General features: G+C 68.5%; 16 protein-coding genes. 1 reads left to right on the top strand and 15 read right to left on the bottom strand.

Going from position 1 to position 16,860, the window contains the following annotated elements; translation table 11 throughout:
* Positions 1 to 199: 199 nt before the first annotated feature.
* The 4 genes from BLS66_RS07495 to BLS66_RS07480 all read right to left on the bottom strand — a co-directional run bounded on the left by BLS66_RS07495 (position 200) and on the right by BLS66_RS07480 (position 5,235).
* Positions 200 to 1,234: a fimbrial protein gene (locus tag BLS66_RS07495; RefSeq protein ID WP_074725554.1), complete on the bottom strand. Its 1,035-nt coding sequence runs from the start codon at positions 1,232 to 1,234 to the stop codon at positions 200 to 202.
* Positions 1,225 to 3,789: a fimbria/pilus outer membrane usher protein gene (locus tag BLS66_RS07490; RefSeq protein WP_053462136.1), complete on the bottom strand. Its 2,565-nt coding sequence runs from the start codon at positions 3,787 to 3,789 to the stop codon at positions 1,225 to 1,227. Before BLS66_RS07490 ends, BLS66_RS07495 begins: the two co-directional genes overlap by 10 nt.
* A gap of 92 nt (positions 3,790 to 3,881) precedes the next feature.
* Positions 3,882 to 4,610 (bottom strand): fimbrial biogenesis chaperone, encoded by a 729-nt coding sequence (locus tag BLS66_RS07485; RefSeq protein WP_049468303.1) that lies wholly within the window; start codon positions 4,608 to 4,610, stop codon positions 3,882 to 3,884.
* An 85-nt stretch (positions 4,611 to 4,695) separates the two neighbouring features.
* Positions 4,696 to 5,235: a fimbrial protein gene (locus BLS66_RS07480; RefSeq protein ID WP_005415238.1), complete on the bottom strand. Its 540-nt coding sequence runs from the start codon at positions 5,233 to 5,235 to the stop codon at positions 4,696 to 4,698.
* A 459-nt stretch (positions 5,236 to 5,694) separates the two neighbouring features.
* On the opposite strand from BLS66_RS07480, the gene BLS66_RS07475 reads away from it, so the two are divergent.
* A complete protein-coding gene (locus tag BLS66_RS07475; RefSeq protein ID WP_074725553.1) occupies positions 5,695 to 6,060 on the top strand; it encodes a hypothetical protein in 366 nt (121 codons plus the stop codon).
* Between the two features lie 22 nt (positions 6,061 to 6,082).
* Here BLS66_RS07475 and pncB read toward each other — a convergent pair whose 3' ends face one another.
* From pncB to xpsH, 11 genes are all read right to left on the bottom strand, one after another.
* Positions 6,083 to 7,264: a nicotinate phosphoribosyltransferase gene (gene pncB / locus BLS66_RS07470; protein ID WP_053462135.1), complete on the bottom strand. Its 1,182-nt coding sequence runs from the start codon at positions 7,262 to 7,264 to the stop codon at positions 6,083 to 6,085.
* A 105-nt stretch (positions 7,265 to 7,369) separates the two neighbouring features.
* Positions 7,370 to 8,209: a glycosyltransferase family 2 protein gene (locus BLS66_RS07465; RefSeq protein WP_074725552.1), complete on the bottom strand. Its 840-nt coding sequence runs from the start codon at positions 8,207 to 8,209 to the stop codon at positions 7,370 to 7,372.
* Positions 8,210 to 8,220: 11 nt separating this feature from the next.
* Positions 8,221 to 9,057: a glycosyltransferase family 2 protein gene (locus tag BLS66_RS07460; protein ID WP_074725551.1), complete on the bottom strand. Its 837-nt coding sequence runs from the start codon at positions 9,055 to 9,057 to the stop codon at positions 8,221 to 8,223.
* A gap of 566 nt (positions 9,058 to 9,623) precedes the next feature.
* A complete protein-coding gene (gene gspD, locus BLS66_RS07455) occupies positions 9,624 to 11,828 on the bottom strand; it encodes a type II secretion system secretin GspD (RefSeq protein ID WP_057493410.1) in 2,205 nt (734 codons plus the stop codon).
* Between the two features lie 9 nt (positions 11,829 to 11,837).
* Positions 11,838 to 12,635 carry a hypothetical protein gene (locus tag BLS66_RS07450; RefSeq protein WP_057493409.1) on the bottom strand — a complete coding sequence of 266 codons (798 nt, stop codon included), beginning with the start codon at positions 12,633 to 12,635 and terminating at the stop codon, positions 11,838 to 11,840.
* Positions 12,625 to 13,338 (bottom strand): type II secretion system protein GspM, encoded by a 714-nt coding sequence (gene gspM / locus BLS66_RS07445; RefSeq protein WP_074725550.1) that lies wholly within the window; start codon positions 13,336 to 13,338, stop codon positions 12,625 to 12,627. The genes BLS66_RS07450 and gspM overlap by 11 nt, the downstream gene beginning before the upstream one ends.
* Positions 13,313 to 14,458, bottom strand: a complete 1,146-nt coding sequence (locus BLS66_RS07440) for a PilN domain-containing protein (RefSeq protein WP_074725549.1) — start codon at positions 14,456 to 14,458, stop codon at positions 13,313 to 13,315. The genes gspM and BLS66_RS07440 overlap by 26 nt, the downstream gene beginning before the upstream one ends.
* The gene (locus BLS66_RS07435) at positions 14,455 to 15,318 is read right to left on the bottom strand and encodes a type II secretion system minor pseudopilin (RefSeq protein WP_064237626.1); all 864 of its coding nucleotides are present in this window, start codon (positions 15,316 to 15,318) and stop codon (positions 14,455 to 14,457) included. The genes BLS66_RS07440 and BLS66_RS07435 overlap by 4 nt, the downstream gene beginning before the upstream one ends.
* Positions 15,315 to 15,947 (bottom strand): type II secretion system protein J, encoded by a 633-nt coding sequence (locus tag BLS66_RS07430; RefSeq protein WP_049464288.1) that lies wholly within the window; start codon positions 15,945 to 15,947, stop codon positions 15,315 to 15,317. Before BLS66_RS07430 ends, BLS66_RS07435 begins: the two co-directional genes overlap by 4 nt.
* Positions 15,944 to 16,363: a type II secretion system protein XpsI gene (xpsI, locus tag BLS66_RS07425; RefSeq protein ID WP_049464286.1), complete on the bottom strand. Its 420-nt coding sequence runs from the start codon at positions 16,361 to 16,363 to the stop codon at positions 15,944 to 15,946. Before xpsI ends, BLS66_RS07430 begins: the two co-directional genes overlap by 4 nt.
* Positions 16,360 to 16,854, bottom strand: a complete 495-nt coding sequence (gene xpsH, locus BLS66_RS07420; protein ID WP_049464284.1) for a type II secretion system protein XpsH — start codon at positions 16,852 to 16,854, stop codon at positions 16,360 to 16,362. The genes xpsI and xpsH overlap by 4 nt, the downstream gene beginning before the upstream one ends.
* Between the last annotated feature and the right edge of the window lie 6 nt (positions 16,855 to 16,860).

The following is a 16,860-nucleotide window of genomic DNA, read 5'->3' as shown; positions in this document are numbered from 1 at the left end:
GTTACCGTCCAATGCCCGCAGGCAGGAGACGGTCACCTCATGAGGAAACTCCAAAATCGCGACGTACATCACATTCGATTGATGGTACGTGCGTCGTGGCACTGATCTTCATCGTTGGAAGATCAAGACGCAGTCAACGCCGCCCGTGAGCCGGGCGACGTTGCGGTGGAACGCAGCAAGGGCAGCCGCCGGGGCGGCCTTACTCGTACTGGATGGTGAACGTGGCCTGGCCGTTTGCGACACCAGCACCGACCGTGCCGGCCTGGGTCTGCACGTAGCGCGCGCGCAGCGGCAGCGCCATGACGCTGGTCCCCGGCGCCGTGGTGCCGACGTTGATGGTCTGGCCGAAGCGCACTTCGCGCTCGGTGGTGCCATCGCGCTGGACCATCTGGATGCCGATGCGGGTCGCGCTGTTGGCAGCCGCGCTGAGCTTCAGCACGCCCGGCATGTTCGAGCTGTCCTGGTCGGCATCGAGGCGGATGCCGATCTTGCTCTGGTAGGCGGCGACATTGCTGCCCTGGCAGTTCAGCCGGATCTCGAAATCGCGGTCGACGGCCCTGGAACCGACACCGGTGAAGGTGGTGTTGGGCACGCTGCCGAAGTCGACGGCGATGTTGCGGCTGCCGGCCTGCACTTCGCAGGTCGGGCTGACCACGGTGGTGCCCGAGCCCTTGAAGGTGGAGGTCAGCACCGGTCGGCCGGCGCCATCACCGTCGAAGTAATACGTGGTGAAGCGACCGTTCGGTGCGATCACGCCCGAGCCGGTCTGTGCCGCTGTCTTGATCAGCTGGATGCGGAACGTGCCTCCGACCAGCGAGATGGTGCTGTTGCTGGCGAAGTTGATGGTGTGCGGATAGTAGGTCTGGATCGCGCCGGAGTCGCGGTACAGGCGGATGCCCACGCCCGCCACATCGGTTTCATAGACGTTCGAGAACCCGGCCACCGGGCGCTTCTGCGCGGCATTGACGTACTCACCGATCGAACGCCCGCCGGACCAGTCGCAGCGCGCCACGCTGTTCTGCTGGTTGATCGGCTCGCTGATCTCCTTGATCACGCCGCCGACCGGCGTGCTGGGCAGGATCACGATCTGCCCCATGTCCATGGTTACGTCCTGGGCCACGAACCAGCTGTTCTGGATGCGGCACGATGCACTGGCCTGCTGCGCCAGCAGCACGCCCCCCATCACGGTCAAGGCGGCCAGCAGCGTGCGGCCACGGGAAGGAATCATCGGCATGCTGCCTCCAGCGGGATGAAGCCGGTCTTGGACGCATCGGCGCCCGCCGGAACCTGGTAATCGATGGTGCAGCGCTGCTCGGCACCGGCGCCCCACTCCACCAGCAGGCGGCCCTGGTTCTTTTCACTGCGCACGTACAGGCGACCGCCCTGGCTGACCATGCCCACCGGCTGGCCCTGCTCGTCCTTGACCTGCGCACCGAACGGCATGCTGCGGCCATCCGGGTTGCGTACCTGGATCAGCAGCGCGTTGCCCTTGCGGGTGTCGAAGCGCAGGTAGCTGATGGCGCCGGCAAACGGTGCGATCGACTGGCTGGTGCTTTCCAGTTCGACGTCGTGGGCCATGCCCTGCGGGTCGAGGGTGACGGTGTTGAGGCGGTACGGCGACACGTACGGCACCACCGCATAGCCGCGGCCATCGACGCGCAGGCCCGGGGCATTGCTGACGATCGCATCGCGCGCGCCCGGTGCTTCGACCAGCACCATGGTGTCGCCCCGCTGCGGGGTGAAGGTGAAGCCGCCCGGATGCACGACCACGCTGCCGTTGGCACCGACCGACGCCTGGCGGAAATCACGCGAGTGGCTGTAGGTGGCGTTCAACGCGGAGTAGCGGCTGCGGTACTCGGCATTGCCGACCGCGGTGGTGCCACCCTCGCGGGAATCGGACAGGGCCACGCCGTAGCTGAAGTTGTTGTCGACGCCGGCCGAACCGGTGATGCCGACGCGGCTGTTGTCGTAGCCACCGCGATCGCGCATGCCCAGATCGGCGCTGAACGACACCGGGTGGGTACCCCGGCCCAGCGGCACGCTCATCGACAGCAGGTACTGGGTATCGGAACGGCCGAGCACGCCCTCTTCGGTGCGCAGCGCCGAGAAGCCGTAGTTCACCGAACGCCAGGCGTTGTTGTAGCCCACCTGGTACTGCTTGGAGGTGCCGGAACGGTCGTAGAAGTCACGCACCGAACCGGTCACGTACAGCGCACCACCACGGCGGCCGAGCGGCTGGTTCAGGGTGACCTGGAACTGGCTGCGCTGGCGGCCACGGGTGGTCGGATCGATGCCGCGCGCGTCCGAATCACGGCCATACAGGGCGTCCTGCAGGCTGTAGAAGCCTTCGGTCGAGTAGCGGTAGGCGGCCAGGGTCAGGTTGGTGCCGGTCTCGCCGATCATGTTGCTGTAGCTCAGCCGCACGCTGGCGCCGGTGTGGCTGCCGTAGTGGTCGAACGAGGTACGCGCATGGGTGACGTCGGCAGCGAACGCGCCGACCCGGGTCGACAGGCCGACACCGTACAGCAGCGACAGGTAGCCATCGCTCAGCGCGCTGCCGCCGTAAAGCGTCAGCTGGTTGCCGATGCCGCGCTGGTAGGTGCCCTGCACCAGCCAGGGTTCGTCGGCCAGCAGCTTGTTGCGCACCTGGCCGGCGGTCAACGAATAGCGCGACACGCCCTCACGCAGCATCTGCGGCACCGAGCCGAACGGCACCTTGAATTCGCGGCGGCGGCCATCGGCCTCGATCACGCTCACTTCCAGGTCGCCGCCGTAGCCGGTTGGGTACAGGTCGTCGATGACGAAGCTGCCCGGCGAGACAGTGGAGGAGTAGATCAGCTGCTGGTTCTGGCGCACTTCGATGCGCGCATTGGTCTCGGCGATGCCGCGCACCACCGGCGCGTAGCCGCGCAGCGAATCGGGCAGCATGCGGTCGTCGCTGGCCAGGCTGGCACCGCGGTAGCCGATGGAGTCGAACAGCTCGCCCGTGGTGTAGGCCTCACCGATGGTGAGCATGCCGCGCACCTGCGGGATGCCGCGCTGTGCGTAGGTGGCGATGCTCTGCCAATGGCGGCCGTCACCCTCGGACCAGGTCAGGTTGGAATCGTGGCGGAACTGCCAGCCGCCCAGGTTCAGGCCGGCATTGAGGCCAAGATAGGCACTGCGGTTGCGCTGGCCACCTTCGACGCGGCTGTTGCTGTCGATGGCATTGAAGCTGTAGCCGACGAAGCCGGCATTGATGCCGCGGTCCCACAGCGCCGGGTTGACGTAGCCGCGCGCCTCACGGCGCAGGAACACCTGCGGAATGCTGAGGTCGTAGCGCAGGTTGCCGCTGTCGTAGACACCGTAGGCATTGGCCATGCGCTGCTGCACCGGCACGCAGCTGGTGGTGTCGGTCGGCAGCGTCGGGTCCTGCTGCAGCAGCACGGCCTCGCTGTCCACGCCCATTTCTTCCAGCATCGGCAGCGGCAGGCACGCGTCCACGCGCCCCTGTGCATCGGCCTTGAACTGAAGGTCGCGGCGGCCCTGCCAGGCGCCGTTGACGTAGACGTCGACGCGGTAATTGCCGGCCACCATCGGGTTGCCGTTGCTGAAGGCGGCCAGGTCGACCTGCTTGGCCTGGCCGGACAGGAAGCTGGAATTGAACTGGGCCGATTCCGGTGCACGCGCAGTGGCCGCACCGCTCTGCGCCATCAGCGCCTGTTCGCCGAGATTGGCCGGTGCCGCCAACGCCCATCCTGGGCAGGCCGCGCCAACAACCAACAGGCAAAGCGCCTGATGGATCGACAATGTCAATCTGTTTCCGATCACACTGACATTCCTTCAGTTCGCCGCACGGCGGCGGTGGCGGGATGCGCAGGCCCATGGCCGGCGCGGCGCGTTCAGCCCCCGGTGCTGTCGAGGCGGACGGTGTGCTCGACCCGGCCGCCGTAATCATTGATGGTGATGAAGCGCACCTGCTGCGTGCCCGCCGGTGCGGCGAACTCCAGGCTCTGCTTCGGCGCGACCATCGCGCCCTTGTCCTCGACCGCCTTTTCACTGCTGCCGGTCACGGCATGGACTTCGGCCAGGGTGACGTGGAAGGGGCTCGGGTTGTCCACCCGCAGGCGGTCGCCGGCGCGGGTCCAGCGCAGCGCTGCCGGTGCGTCGTTGGCGACGCCCTTCAGGCCCTGCGGCCGGTAGAAAAGCTTCAGTCGCGAACGGAACGCGACCTGCAGGTAATTCTGGTCGCCGCTGTCGGCATTGTCCGGCGACGGCGGTACGTCCAGCACGTTGAGCCAGAACACGGTCTCGCGATCGGTCGGCAGCTGTGCGCCGGAGAAGATCAGGCGCAGCGCCTGGCTGCGGCCCGGTTCGACGCGCGCGATCGGCGGCGTCAGCACGAACGGGGCATCACTGGTGTCGGCGGTCTGGTTGGCGTCGCCACTGTCGATCCAGGCCTGGACCAGTGCGGGCGAGTCGCCCACGTTGTCCACCTGCACGGTGACTTCGCGCGCCTGCGCCGGGTAGATCACCCGCGTGCCATTGACCACCACGCCGGCCAGTGCGTTCTGGCAGAAGGGCAGCGTGAACGCTGCCAGCAGCAGCGCCCGGGGAAAGAGTGCTTTCATCGGAAGTACTACGCTCGAGGGGTGTGGCCAGGGGCCGCGGAACACCGGCCGGCGCGAACGCCGGCCAGTGCGGGCACGACTGCGATCAGTTGTAGATGATCGTGTACTTGACGCTGCTGGTGACGTCGCCCGGGGTGGCGGCGGCAGTGGCGTAGTACTCAGCGTAGTAGTTCAGGTCGGCCGAGCCGTCGGTGCCGACGGTGACCCACTGCGAGTTGGTCTGGGCCAGGCCAGCGCCAGCAGCCTTGATCGGCAGGAACTGGTTGTTCGAGCCCAGCAGCTGCAGCTGCACGTTGGTGGCGGCGTTGGCCGACGCCTGGTTGACCAGACGGCCGCTGTTGAAGTCAACGGTCGAACCCGGCTCGAAGTAGGTGGCGACGTTGCCGGCGCTGCACTTGGTCAGGTTGATGGCGAACGGGGTACGGCCCGCAACGGCACCGGCGGTGGCCAGGGTGTTCTTGGACACGGTCGGCAGGGTCACGGCGAAGTCCTTGCCGCCCGGGGTCGAGATGGTGCAGGTCTTGTCGGTCACCTTGCCATTGAAGGTGATGGTGCCGTCGGCGGCGTTGGCGGCCAGCGGAGCGGCGGCCAGCATCAGAGCGGCAATGAGGTTGATCTTGTGCATTCGCTTTTACCTAACCCTACTGAAGAGATGAGAAGTAGAGGAGGAAGCAAGGAGCACTGCCGGGCTAACAAGACCCATCCTTGCGTCTCACCTGTGGCCGGACTCGGACGTACCTCTCCCTGAATCCGTGACGCAAGTATATGCACAACTGTGATGAAAGTCTCACTATTTTTCTGAACGACGATTTATTGACGCTCCAAATGTGACGTGATAGGCGAAATCGCGTCCCTAGGCGCGCGGGAGAATTGACGCAGCCATGGGCGGGGCACAAGCGACCGTAAATGACGCAATGGCTGACGCGTTCGGCATGCGCGAAAACAGGCTTTTTTCAGGCGGAAATCGCTTTGTTTGATGCGCATCACTCTTTCTTGGTGATGGCCCTAGCAGATTCGGAATCGTCCTATTAAAGGCTGATCGAACCTGTCGCTAACTAGGACACACCGAACCAGAGAACGTGTCATGAGGAACTCCATTCTGCTGTGCGTGGCCCTGATGTCCGTCAGTGCGCTGGCCCAGGCCAGCAGTGGCAGCATCCGTTTCAGCGGCCGCATCGCCGAGCCGGGCTGCACGACGAACCTGTCCCAGGGTGAGCTGAGCCTGGCCGCGTGCCCGCCATCGGCCAAGGGCTCGACGGTGGCCGTGACGGCGCTGGCCGATGGCCAGGCCGCGACGCTGCGCGATGGCAAGCGCCAGGGCCAGAAGCTGTCGGTGTCGGCCAGCGCGATGCGCGCCGGCGATATCGCCTTCTCCGAGCGTTACAGCGTGCAGGCCACCAAGCAGCAGCCGCTGCAGGGCGCCTACCTGGTGGTGGTCGACTACCTGTAAGCGCCGTTGAGGGCCGGCGGCGTTACGCCGGCTGAGGCAGCTCGAAGACCTGGCGCAGGTAGGCCAGGTAACCCGGGTCGTCGCACATGCTCTTGCCCGGCGAATCGCTGAGCTTGGCCACCGGCTGGCCATTGCAGCGGACCATCTTGATGACGATGTTGAGCGGCGTCGGCCCCAGATCATTGGTCAGGTGCGTGCCGACGCCGAACGCGACCTGGCAGCGCCCGCGGAAGTAATCGTACAGGCGCATCACCTTGGCAATGTCCAGCCCGTCGCTGAACACCAGCACCTTGCTGCGCGGATCAACCCGGCGCTGCTGGAAGTGCGCCAGCATGCGGTCGCCCCAGTCGAACGGATCGCCGGAGTCGTGGCGCACGCCGTCGAACAGCTTGCAGAAATACATGTCGAAATCGCGCAGGAACGCGTCCAGGCCCACCACGTCGGACAGCGCGATGCCGAGGTCGCCACGGTATTCGCGCGCCCACGATTCCAGCGCCGCCACCTGTGAATCCCGCAGGCGCGGGCCCAGTGCCTGGAATGCCTGCAGGTACTCGTGCGCCATGGTGCCGTGCGGAGTCATGCCGTACAGGCGGGCGAAGTGCACGTTGCTGGTGCCGACCAGCTGCGGGCCGAGGGCGTCGCGCAGCAGCGGCAGCAGGCGGGCATGCCAGTCACGCGAGTAGCGGCGGCGGCTGCCATAGTCGGCAATGCGGCACTGCTCGAAGCCGGGGGTATCGCGCAGCAGCGCGGCCTTGGCCTGCAGGCGGCGCTCACCTTCGGCGAAGTCGGCCGTGGTGGTGTTGCGGAACCACACTTCGTTGATGATCGCCAGCAGCGGTACTTCGAACAGGATGGTGTGCAGCCACGGGCCGGTGATGTCCAGCTCGATCTCGCCGGGCACGGCCGTCGACGCGCGCAGCTGGATGTACTTGCGGTCCAGATGGAACAGGCCGAGGAAATCGGCGAAGTCCGGCTTCACGAAGCGCAGGCCGCGCATGTAGTCCAGTTCCGCGTCGCTGAAACGCAGGCTGCACAGGTGGTCGATTTCTTCGTCGATCTGGTCGATGTAACGGGCCAGGTCGATGCCGGGGGTGCGGCACTTGAACCGGTACTGCACCTGGGCGCCGGGGTGCTGGTGGAGCACCGCCTGCATCATGGTGAACTTGTACAGATCGGTGTCGAGCAGGGACTGGATGATAGGCATGGGGCGGATTATGCGCCCGGCGGAGTGAACCGTGGGCGCGCCCGCCTTCCGTAGGCCGAGCCACGCTCGGCTGGAGCGTTGCCTGAGCCGCGCGTGGGCCCGGTGCTACAGCGACCTGCGCAGCAGGCGCGGCACCAGCATCAGCGCGTGTGCCCAGATCGCGGCCCACACCGCAGCCCGCACCGGCAGCGAACGCTGCCCGGCTTCGAACTTCTGGAAATAGCGCCACAGCCCCTTGTGCTTGTGCCACTCCACGAAGAACGGCCGCGAGCGGCTGGAGACACCGCGCACATGGGTAACCTGCAGATCATTGGCGATGGCCACCACCGCACCGGCCTGGCGTGCGCGCCGGCACAGGTCCAGGTCCTCGGCATGCAGCCGGTAGCCCGCGTCCCAGCCGCCGATACGGTCGAACAGTGCGCGCGGCATCATCAACAGCGCACCGGACAATGCCGGCACCCGCTGCAGTGCCTGGTGCGGGTCGCGCGCCACCGCCAGCTTCGAGCCCTTGCCGGGTGAGCGCAGCATCATCAGGAAATCCGGATCGCGGCGACGCACCGCCTCGTCGGCATGACCCTGCTCGTCCACCTGTTCGACGCCCAGCAGGCAGTCACCCAGCGCTTCGGCCCGGCGGCGCAGCTCGGCCAGCGTGCCGGGCTCTACCATCAGGTCCGGGTTGATGAAGGCCAGCCACGGGCTGTGCGAGTCGGCCACGCCCTGGTTGTTGGCGGCGGCGAAGCCGGGATTGTCCGGGTTGCCGACGAAGCGTACGCGGGCATCGTGGCTGGCATGGCGCTGCACGATGTCCAGGGTGCCGTCCAGCGAACCATTGTCGATCACCCGGATCTCGGCCACCTCCTCTGCCTGGCGCAGCCGCGAGAGGCAGGCATCGATGGTGCTGCCACTCTGGTAAGTGACGACGATGGCGGCAATGGCTGCATTCAAACGGGGAACTCCTACGCGGACGGAACGAACAGGTCGCCCTGTTCCCGCGGCATTATCGCCTGCCGCATGCGCTGCTGCAGGTCGGCACGCAGCCCGTGCAGCGGATCATGCATCAGGAAGTCGGCCAGGCGCGGCACCCAGGCCGGCCAGCGCGCCGCCAGCGCTTCCAGATCACCGTCGCGGCTGACCGCCTCCCCTGCCCGGCTGACGAAGGCGGTCTCGCACAACACATTGCGCCACCCCAGGCCAGCCATGCGCAGGCTGAGATCGACCAGCGCGGCATTCCAGCCCGCATAGCTTTCCACGTCCAGGCCACCGGCACGACGGCGCGCGTTGCCGCGCACCAGCACCGCATGTGTGACTGCAGAAGGCAGTTCCGGATGCAGCGTCGGCAGCGTGGCGCAGGTCTGCGCGAGCACCGCGGGGTCATTCGGTTCGGGATTGATCTCGCCCAGCCGTGGCCACGCCGCAGTCTCGCCGGCGTTGCACCAGGGCGTCGCCGTGGCGATGGAGGCGTCGCGGGCGAAGGCGTCCTGCAGCTGCTGCAGCCATCCCGGCGCGGGCACGCTGTCCGGTGCGAGCACGGCCACGTCCATGCCATCGCAGGCGCGCAGCATTTCGTCCAGATGGGCAACTTCGCCCAGTGGCCGCGCGCGCCGGGTGTATTCGGCCTGCAACGGCGTATGCGCCAACCAGTGTTCGACCACGGCCTGCGCACGCGGCCCGGTCTGCGCATCATCGGCCAGCCAGACCGCAGTGCCCGGCGCCGTGCCGGCATCCAGCGCGGCCAGGCAGCGGTCGAGCGCGGCATCGTCCACGCACAGCGGCAACAACACGATCGCCCCCATCCCGCCTCCGTGGTTGTCGGTGGCCACAGCGTAGCACCGGGCGGGTATCGGCCGGGTTGCACCCAGCACCCGCGGTAGTGCCGGCCGCTAGCCAGCAACATCAAGAGCAGAGGCCCACATTCCGTGGGTTGGCGGGGTGGGTCCGGTTGCGGGGGACGCCGTAAACCCATCCATGGGGGCTTGGCCGCGGCATCCATGCCGCGGACACCCCCGCAACCGGACCCACCCCGCCTTCGACAGATTTCTTCGATCTGCCAGCAAAGCCTGGCGTCAGATCCCATTTGTGTATATCGGTCTCTGACAGAGGTGTCGACCAAGGTCGACACGAGCCCCCAGGGGTGAGGGCGCTTTGCTTGCGAAGCACTGCTTCGCAAGCGCCCGAACGCACAGCCGCCAGCGGCTGGGCCGGTCTGGGGGTTTACGGCGTGTCCTGCCACCCCACGCCGACCCACCTCCCTCAGTAAACCCGCTGTTGATTTGGCTTTGGCTTTGGCTGTCGCCGCTGCTGTTGCCGGCCAGCGGCCGGCACTACCGCGGGTGCCGGGCGCCGCCCGGCCGTAACTCCCTTATTTCTTCGCGCGCGGCGCGTTCAGCGGCTCCATCGCACGGAAGCGCTTGCTGTACTCGTCGGTCAGGTTGCGCGACTCCTGGTTGTTGCGGACGATGGTCGGCGTCAGCAGCACGATCACTTCCGAACGACGGCTGGTGCGCGTCTTCTGCCCGAACAGCGCACCGACCACCGGAATCCTGCTCAGGCCCGGAATGCCGCTGCTGCCATCGGTGGCCGAGTCGGTGATCAGGCCCGCCAGCATGATGGTGTCGCCACTCTGCACCGCTGCTTCGGTGGACAGCTTCTTGGTCGAGATGCGCGGGTTGCAGTTGCGCTCGGTGGGGTTGCAGCTGTCGGGCACGTCCGAGGCGCTGCTGACTTCCTGCACGATGTCCAGGAACACGGTGCCGTCGCGGGTCACGCGCGGGCGCACCTTGAGGATCACACCGGTGTCGATGTACTGCACCGAGCTGTAGGTGCTGGTGCCCACGCCGGTGTTCACCGTGGTGGTGTTGATCGGCACCTTGTCGCCCACGTTGAGCGTGGCCTCGGCGTTGTTGCGCACGAACACCGACGGCGTCTGCAGCAGGCGCAGGTCGGTCACCTTGTCCAGCGCACTGACCACCGCGGCCGCGTTGTGGCCGGTGAAGGCCCAGCCGACGCCGTCGTTGCCGGTGACGCCGCCGGCGAAGGTGTTCCACGAGCCACCTGCAGCCGGCGGCAGGGTCAGGCCCGCCAGGGCTCCGGTGAGCGCGCGACCGGCCACGGCATTGTCGAAGAACCAGTTCACGCCGTACTTCAGGTCGCCGGTCAGCGCGACTTCGGCCACCTGCGCCTCGATGTGCACCTGCAGCGGCATCACGTCCAGCTTCTCGATCACCTCGCGGATCGAGCGCCAGGCCTGCGGGCTGGACCGCACCAGCAGGGTGTTGGTTTCCTCCACCGCCGATACGCCGACGCGGTCACCTTCCACTTCCAGGCTGACGCTGACGTTGCCGGGCTGGCGCTGCGGCAGGTTCAGGCTGCCATTGCCGCTGCCGCCGCTGCCACTGGTACCGCCCAGCGTCGAGCCCAGGGTGCTGCTTGTGGTATCCATGCCACGATCGCCGTCACTGCCCAGCTGCGACGGGATCGCCCCCGGCGCGAGCGAGGCCGGGCTGGAAGCGCCCCGGTTGCCACTGCTGGCAAAGGCCTCGCTGAGGCGCTCGGCCAGGTCGCGCGCCTTGATGTAACGCAGTTCGTAGGAGAACAGGCGGGCACTGCCGCCGGCGGTGTCGATGCGGTCCAGCCACTGCTGGATCTGGTCCAGGTAGCGCACCTGCGGGGTGATCACCAGCACGGCGTTGGCGTTCTCCAGCGGCAGGAAGCGGAACATGCCGGCGCTGGGCGTCTTGCTCTCCTCGCCGAACACTTTCTCCAGGTCGGCAGCGACCTGCTCGGCCTTGCCCGACTGGATCGGGAACACGCCCACCGACATGCCCGACAGCCAGTCGACATCGAAGATCTCGACGGTGCGCAGGTAATTTTCCAGCTCGGCGCGGGTACCGCCGAGGGTGATCACGTTGCGCCCGCTGTCGACGTTGACGATGGCGTTGGGGCGCGCATACGGCTCCAGCACCTTCTTCATCTCGGTGGCGGAAATGAACTGCAGCGGGACCACGCGGACCTCGAAGCCGCGCGCGCTGGCGGCCGGCGCGGTGCTCGGTGCCACCGTGCCGGCCAGGGCCTGGTCGGCGGCGACGATGTTGTAGCGCCCGCCGCTGTAGACCATGCGCGCGTTGTTCCAGCCCAGCACCATCTCCAGCAGGTTCAGCGCCTGCGCCGGCGAGACCGGCTTGGGCGTGGCCAGGGTGACCGTGCCCTGCACGCCCGGTGCGATCACGTAGTTCTGGCCCAGCATGTCGCCGAGGATGGCCTTGACCACCGCATGCAGCGATTCGCCTTCGAAGTTGAAGGTGGCCTCGCCGGTGCTGGCGCCATGCAGCGCCGGCGCCGGCGCGCGCGCGGCCTCACGGTTGATCATCGTGCCGGTGCCACGGCGGATTACCGCCTGCGGCGCGCCCTGGCTCTCGCGGGCGGCATCGGCGACGCCATCGGCCGCCTGGCCGGCGCCGGCGCTGGGCGACAGGTTGCCGTTGCGCTGCACGTGCGGCGCGGACACCGTACTGCAGCCGACCAGCAGCGCGAGGGCAAAGGACCAGGGAAGAAAACGCAGGTTCATGCATTCACTCTATCGGTTGGTGCCATCGCCCGGGGGCGGCGACGGTTGTTGCTGCTGTTGCTGCAGCTGGCGACGGCGGGCCTGGATGCGTTCGCGGATGGCCTGCATCTGCGCTTCGCTGGGCCCATTGGTGTTGGCCGGTGGCGTGTTCGTGGGTGCGGCCGGCGCGGCGGCGGCAGCGGCGTTGCCGGTACCGCGCTGTGCACTGACCCCCGGTGCAGCGACCGGCGCGGCGGGGGGCTGCACCGGTGGCGGTGCCCCGCTGCCCGGCGCTGGCGGCACCGCGCCATTGGCACCCCGCAGCACGGTCGGCGGCTCTCCGCCCTGGCCGTTGAATACCGCCAGTTCAAGGACCTGGTTGCCACCGGGGCCGATCACGGTCGCCTGCCGCGGCTGCAGCGCCACCAGCTGCCAGCCGTCCACGGCGTCGCCGTTGAGGCGCAGCCGCAGCGAGCGGTTCTGCTCGGTGGTGAAGGTGGCCATGCCGAAGTCGCCGGTCAACAGCACGCCGGTCAGGCGCAGCGCGGCACTGGCCGCGGGTTCGCTGCCACCCAGCAGGTACGGGCGCGGCCTGCGGTCTTCGGCGAACAGCGGGCGCTCGCCGATAGCGCTGTAGCTGTCGGCGCTGGCCATGCGCTCGGCCGCCAGCGGCGGCAATGACGGCAGCGCAGGCGCGGCGTCGGCATCACCGCCGGCACCGGGCAGATGGCTGCCCAGCCCGAAGCCCGTGGCCAGCCAGACGGCGGCGGCCCAACCGGCCAACGCCAGCAGGAAGCCGGTGCGCAGGCTGATCTGTTCACGTTTCATCGGCCACCTCCTGCCCTTCGGACGGGGCGACCGGCGGCGGCGCAGGGGTCGCCTCGGCCGGTGAAGGCAGCACTGCGGGCGCTGCGGCAGGCGTTGTCGCCGCGCCGTCGGCGGCGGCGCCCGGCAGCAGGTAGCCGGCCAGCTCGAACGACACGTCCAGGCCCAGCCCCGATTCATTCGGCGATTGCTGGAAACGCTGCGCGATCAGGTTGAGGTTGTCGACGAACAGGCGTGGGCTGCCGGTTTCAAGGCTGTGCAGCACGGTGGCCAGTTCGGCCACGCCGCAGCGCAGCCGCACCTGCATCGCGACACGCACGAACTCGGCATCGCGGCGGTTGTCGGCCAGCGGCGTGCGGTTGCTGATGGTGCAGCTGCGGTTGCCCGGGCTGGCCATCGCCACGGCATCCTGCAGGCGGGCACCCAGTGCGGCGGCAGCGGCTTCGGCCGTGGCTTCGCGCAGGAAGCCCGGCCGCTGCTGCAATGCCTCGCGGGTGGCACGCAGGCGCTGTTCGATCTGCGGCTGCTGCTGCAGCTGCGCCTGCACGCGCGCCTCGCGCTCGCGCAGCGCGGCGACATCGGCATCGATCACACGCAGCGGCTGTGTGAACCATGGGTGCACCAGCAACAGATACGCCACGCCGAGCACGGCCAGCAGCAGTGCCAGCGCCAGCCAGCGGTCACGGCGTGCGCTTGGCATCGGCATCGGCCGCCTCCGGGCTCGGTGCCGCGGCCGGCAAGGGCTGCAGCTCGGCGGTCATGGTGAAGCGGTCACGGCCACTGGCGGCGCCATCGGCCTGCAGCACCCCGGTCAGGTTGACCTTGCGCCACTGAGGTGCATCCTGCAGCAGCTGCACCAGCTGCGATGCCTCGCGGCTCAGGCCGATCAGCTGCAGGTTGTTGTTCTCGATCGCCAGCTTTTCCAGATAGGTGCCTTCCGGCAGGCGCCGGGTCAGTTCATTCCAGATTTCCACGGTACCGGCGCGCTGGCTGCGCTGTTTCTCCAGGAACGCGGCACCATCGATCAGCGCCTGAAGCTGCGCGCGTTCGCTGGCCACGCCACGCGCACTGCGCGCGCTGCGCTCGACCTGCTCACGCAGCGCGTCGGCGGCAGCCCGGCGGTTGTCCAGCAGCTGCACTGCTGCCAGCACCAGCATCACCGCTGCCGCCACCGCCAGCAGCAGGTTCCAGCGCCGCATCGGGTCCGGACGCACCTGGCGCTGCGCGGGCGGCAGCAGGTTCACCTGCAGCACGTTGCCCTGCACATCGATGGCATCGACACCGGCCAGTGCGTCGGCCCACGAGCCCACGCCACTGCGCCATGCGTCCAGCTGCCGCAACGGCCACGCCACCAGTTCGACCTGCAGCTGGCCTTCGCCGGCCGCGCCCAGTTCACGCACGTCATAGCTGACCTGGGACGCTTCGAACGGCGTCTGCCGGTCGATCTCGAAACCGACCACCGCGCGCAGGCGATCGGCCGCGGCGGCGGGCAGGCGCAGGGTACGCCGCAGGACGTCCGTCGCCGGCAGCAGCCACACCCGCGGCAGAGTACGCAGACGAGGCTCCAGCACGCGGTCCAGGTCCGCCGGCGACAGCGGCCACGGCAGGCGCGCCACCGCTTCGCGGCGCTCACCGGCCTCGCGCCAGACCTGCAGCTCGCCCCCCTGCTGCTGCAACAGCAGGCGTGCCTGACCCCAGCCCAGCGCCCATTGCCAGCGCACCGGCACCCAGGCCAGCAGCGATTGACGCCACCAGCGCAGGAAACGGCCCGCGCCCGGGCCGATCCGGCCCTGCACCTGCCGCAGACTGTCCTGCCACGCCGTCATCTTGCTGTCATTCCCTGCTCCCAGCGAAGCACTGTGTAAGTCCGCCCGGGAACCCCGCCCGAGCCACTGCGTACCACTGCCTGCACCACCGACCTGCGTCCACTGCTGTCGATGGCACCGGACTCGATACTATAGGTGCCGCTGCTGCTGGCAAGCGTTGTCGTACCGCCAGCGGAATCTGCATCACGCTCCTGCTGTGCGCGCTGCGCCATCACACTGTCCGCATCCAGGCCCAGCGCGGTCAGCACCGGTGCGCTGGCGAACTGCGGATCCGGGCGTGCCTGGCGGCTGTACAGGGTCAGGTGCGGCAGCATCGCCCGGTACAGCGGGCCGCGCATGCCCAGTACCCGCTGCAGCTCGCCCAGGGTCTCGAAGCGCTTGTTGCGGGGACCGTAGGGCAATCCGGCTGCGGCGTAGTCCTGCGCTTCGGCGCCCCCTCCCGGCTGCAGCAGGCTGTCCTCGTCGCGCCAGTCGATGATCGCCCCGGCCAGCTGCCGGGCCTGTGCATCGTCTTCGCCCAGCGCCTTGAGGAAGGCGGTCAGCAGCGCCGCATCGGCCAGATTCAGGTTGATCTTGCCGTTCTCGTCCAGCACCTTGATCTCGATGCTGGCGTCGTCGAACTGCCAGCGGTAGGTACGGCCATCGGCACGCCAGGGCGCGCGTTGCGGATCGGCCGACAGCCGCAGCAGGGCATATTCAAGGCCGGCGCGCGCACGTTCCTGCCCGCGTGCATCGTCATCCAGCACGCGCTGCTGCAGGTGCTCGACCCGTGCGCTCAGCGCGAAGGCACCGACCAGCGCCGTCATCAACGCGATCAGCCACAGCACCAGCACCAGTGCCGCCCCGCCCTGCCGGCTCATCGTGCGCCTCCACTGCCACCGGCACGCAGCGCCACCACCAGCGGCGGCCACGGCGTGCCGCGGTTCGGCACGATCTGGATTTCCACCAGCATCGGCAGGCGGCGGGTGTCATCCCAGCGCGGCAGCCAGTCGGTCACCTGCCCGGTGCTGGCATCGATGCCGCGGTAGCGCAGCTGCACCGACTTCAGGTTCTCCACCAGCACCTCCGGCGGGCGCGGCGGATTCTCGGCGATGCGCTCGCCTTCCTGCAGCAGCACCAGGTCCAGCAACAGGCGCTGTTGGCCACCGCGTCCGTCCACCTGCAGCGCGTGCAGGTAGGGTCCGCCACGGCCGAGGTAACCGGGCAGGTCGGCGGCGAACAGCATGCGCTGCTCTTCGCCCTGGAAGAAGACCGGCTCGCGAGTGGGGTCCGGGGCCTCCAGCGGGGTGCGCAGTGCACCCGCCAGCTGCCTGCGCAACAACGACTCGACGGCGCGCATGCGTTCGCTTTCGGCAGCGATCTGCTCGCCGCGCTGGCTGACCGCCATCGCCGAGCGCACGCTGGCAAAGGCCAATGCCAGGCCGCCAGCCAGCAGCACCGTCGCCAGCATCACTTCGACCAGGGTGAAGCCCGCGGCGCGCCGCTTCATCGCGCGTTCTCCAGGTCGGGCGGCAACAGGCGCAAGCTGCGCCAGTGCAGTTGTTCGCGCTCGCTGTCGCCCCAGCGCACCTGCAGCTGCAGCTCGGCCAGCCATGGGGTCCCCGGTGACGTGGCCTGCACGACGTTGCCGGCGCGTGGTTCGACCCACGGCTGGACCTGCAGCTCCCAGTGATAGCGTCCCTGTTCCCAGTCACCCTGCTGGCTGCCCACCTGCAACGGCGTGTCGACGCCGGCCTGGGCCAGCAGTGACTGTGCATGCAGCACCGCGCGCGTGCGCAGTTCGGCGTCACGCACCTGTTTCGCGCCACCGGACAGGCTGCCCAGCAGCAGGGTCAGCGCCAGGCCCAGCAGGGCGAAGGCGATGATCACTTCCAGCAGGGTGAAGCCACGCGCGCGCCGCTTCATGGCGCCCGCCAGGGCCCGGAGCGGACCTCGCCGGTGAGCCAGCCGACGTCGATGCGCCACTCGGCGCCGTCGCGCTGCAACCGGATGCGGCCGCCGCTGGAGCCGCCATCGGGATGGAACTCGATCACGCCCTGCCCCGGTGCGGTGGCCAGCTGCGCGGCGCCTTCGAACTGCACCTGCAGTTGTGCCGGCACCTCGCCCTGGCGCTGGTTGGCTCCCTCCCAGCGCCGCCGCGCCGGCTCGATCACGAAGCGCTGCGGCTCACCACGGGAAATCGCCTGCGCGCGCACCATGCGCAGCTGGTTGGCGATGTCCTTCCCGGCGCCGCGCAGCTGCATGCCGGCGAACCCTCGTGACAGGCCGGCAGCGGTGATCAGGCCGATCGCCGCGATCAGCGCGATCACCAGCAGCATCTCCAGCAGCGACAGGCCCGCCGCGCGCCTGCCGGGCAGGCGCGGGTGCGGCACCCGGCGCGGCAGGAAAGGCGTCATGCGCGG

Source organism: Stenotrophomonas pavanii, assembly GCF_900101175.1.
In the GTDB taxonomy this organism is placed as follows: domain Bacteria; phylum Pseudomonadota; class Gammaproteobacteria; order Xanthomonadales; family Xanthomonadaceae; genus Stenotrophomonas; species Stenotrophomonas pavanii.
The sequence above is the reverse complement of the archived record's forward strand: the minus strand, read 5'-3'. Positions and strand labels throughout refer to the sequence as shown.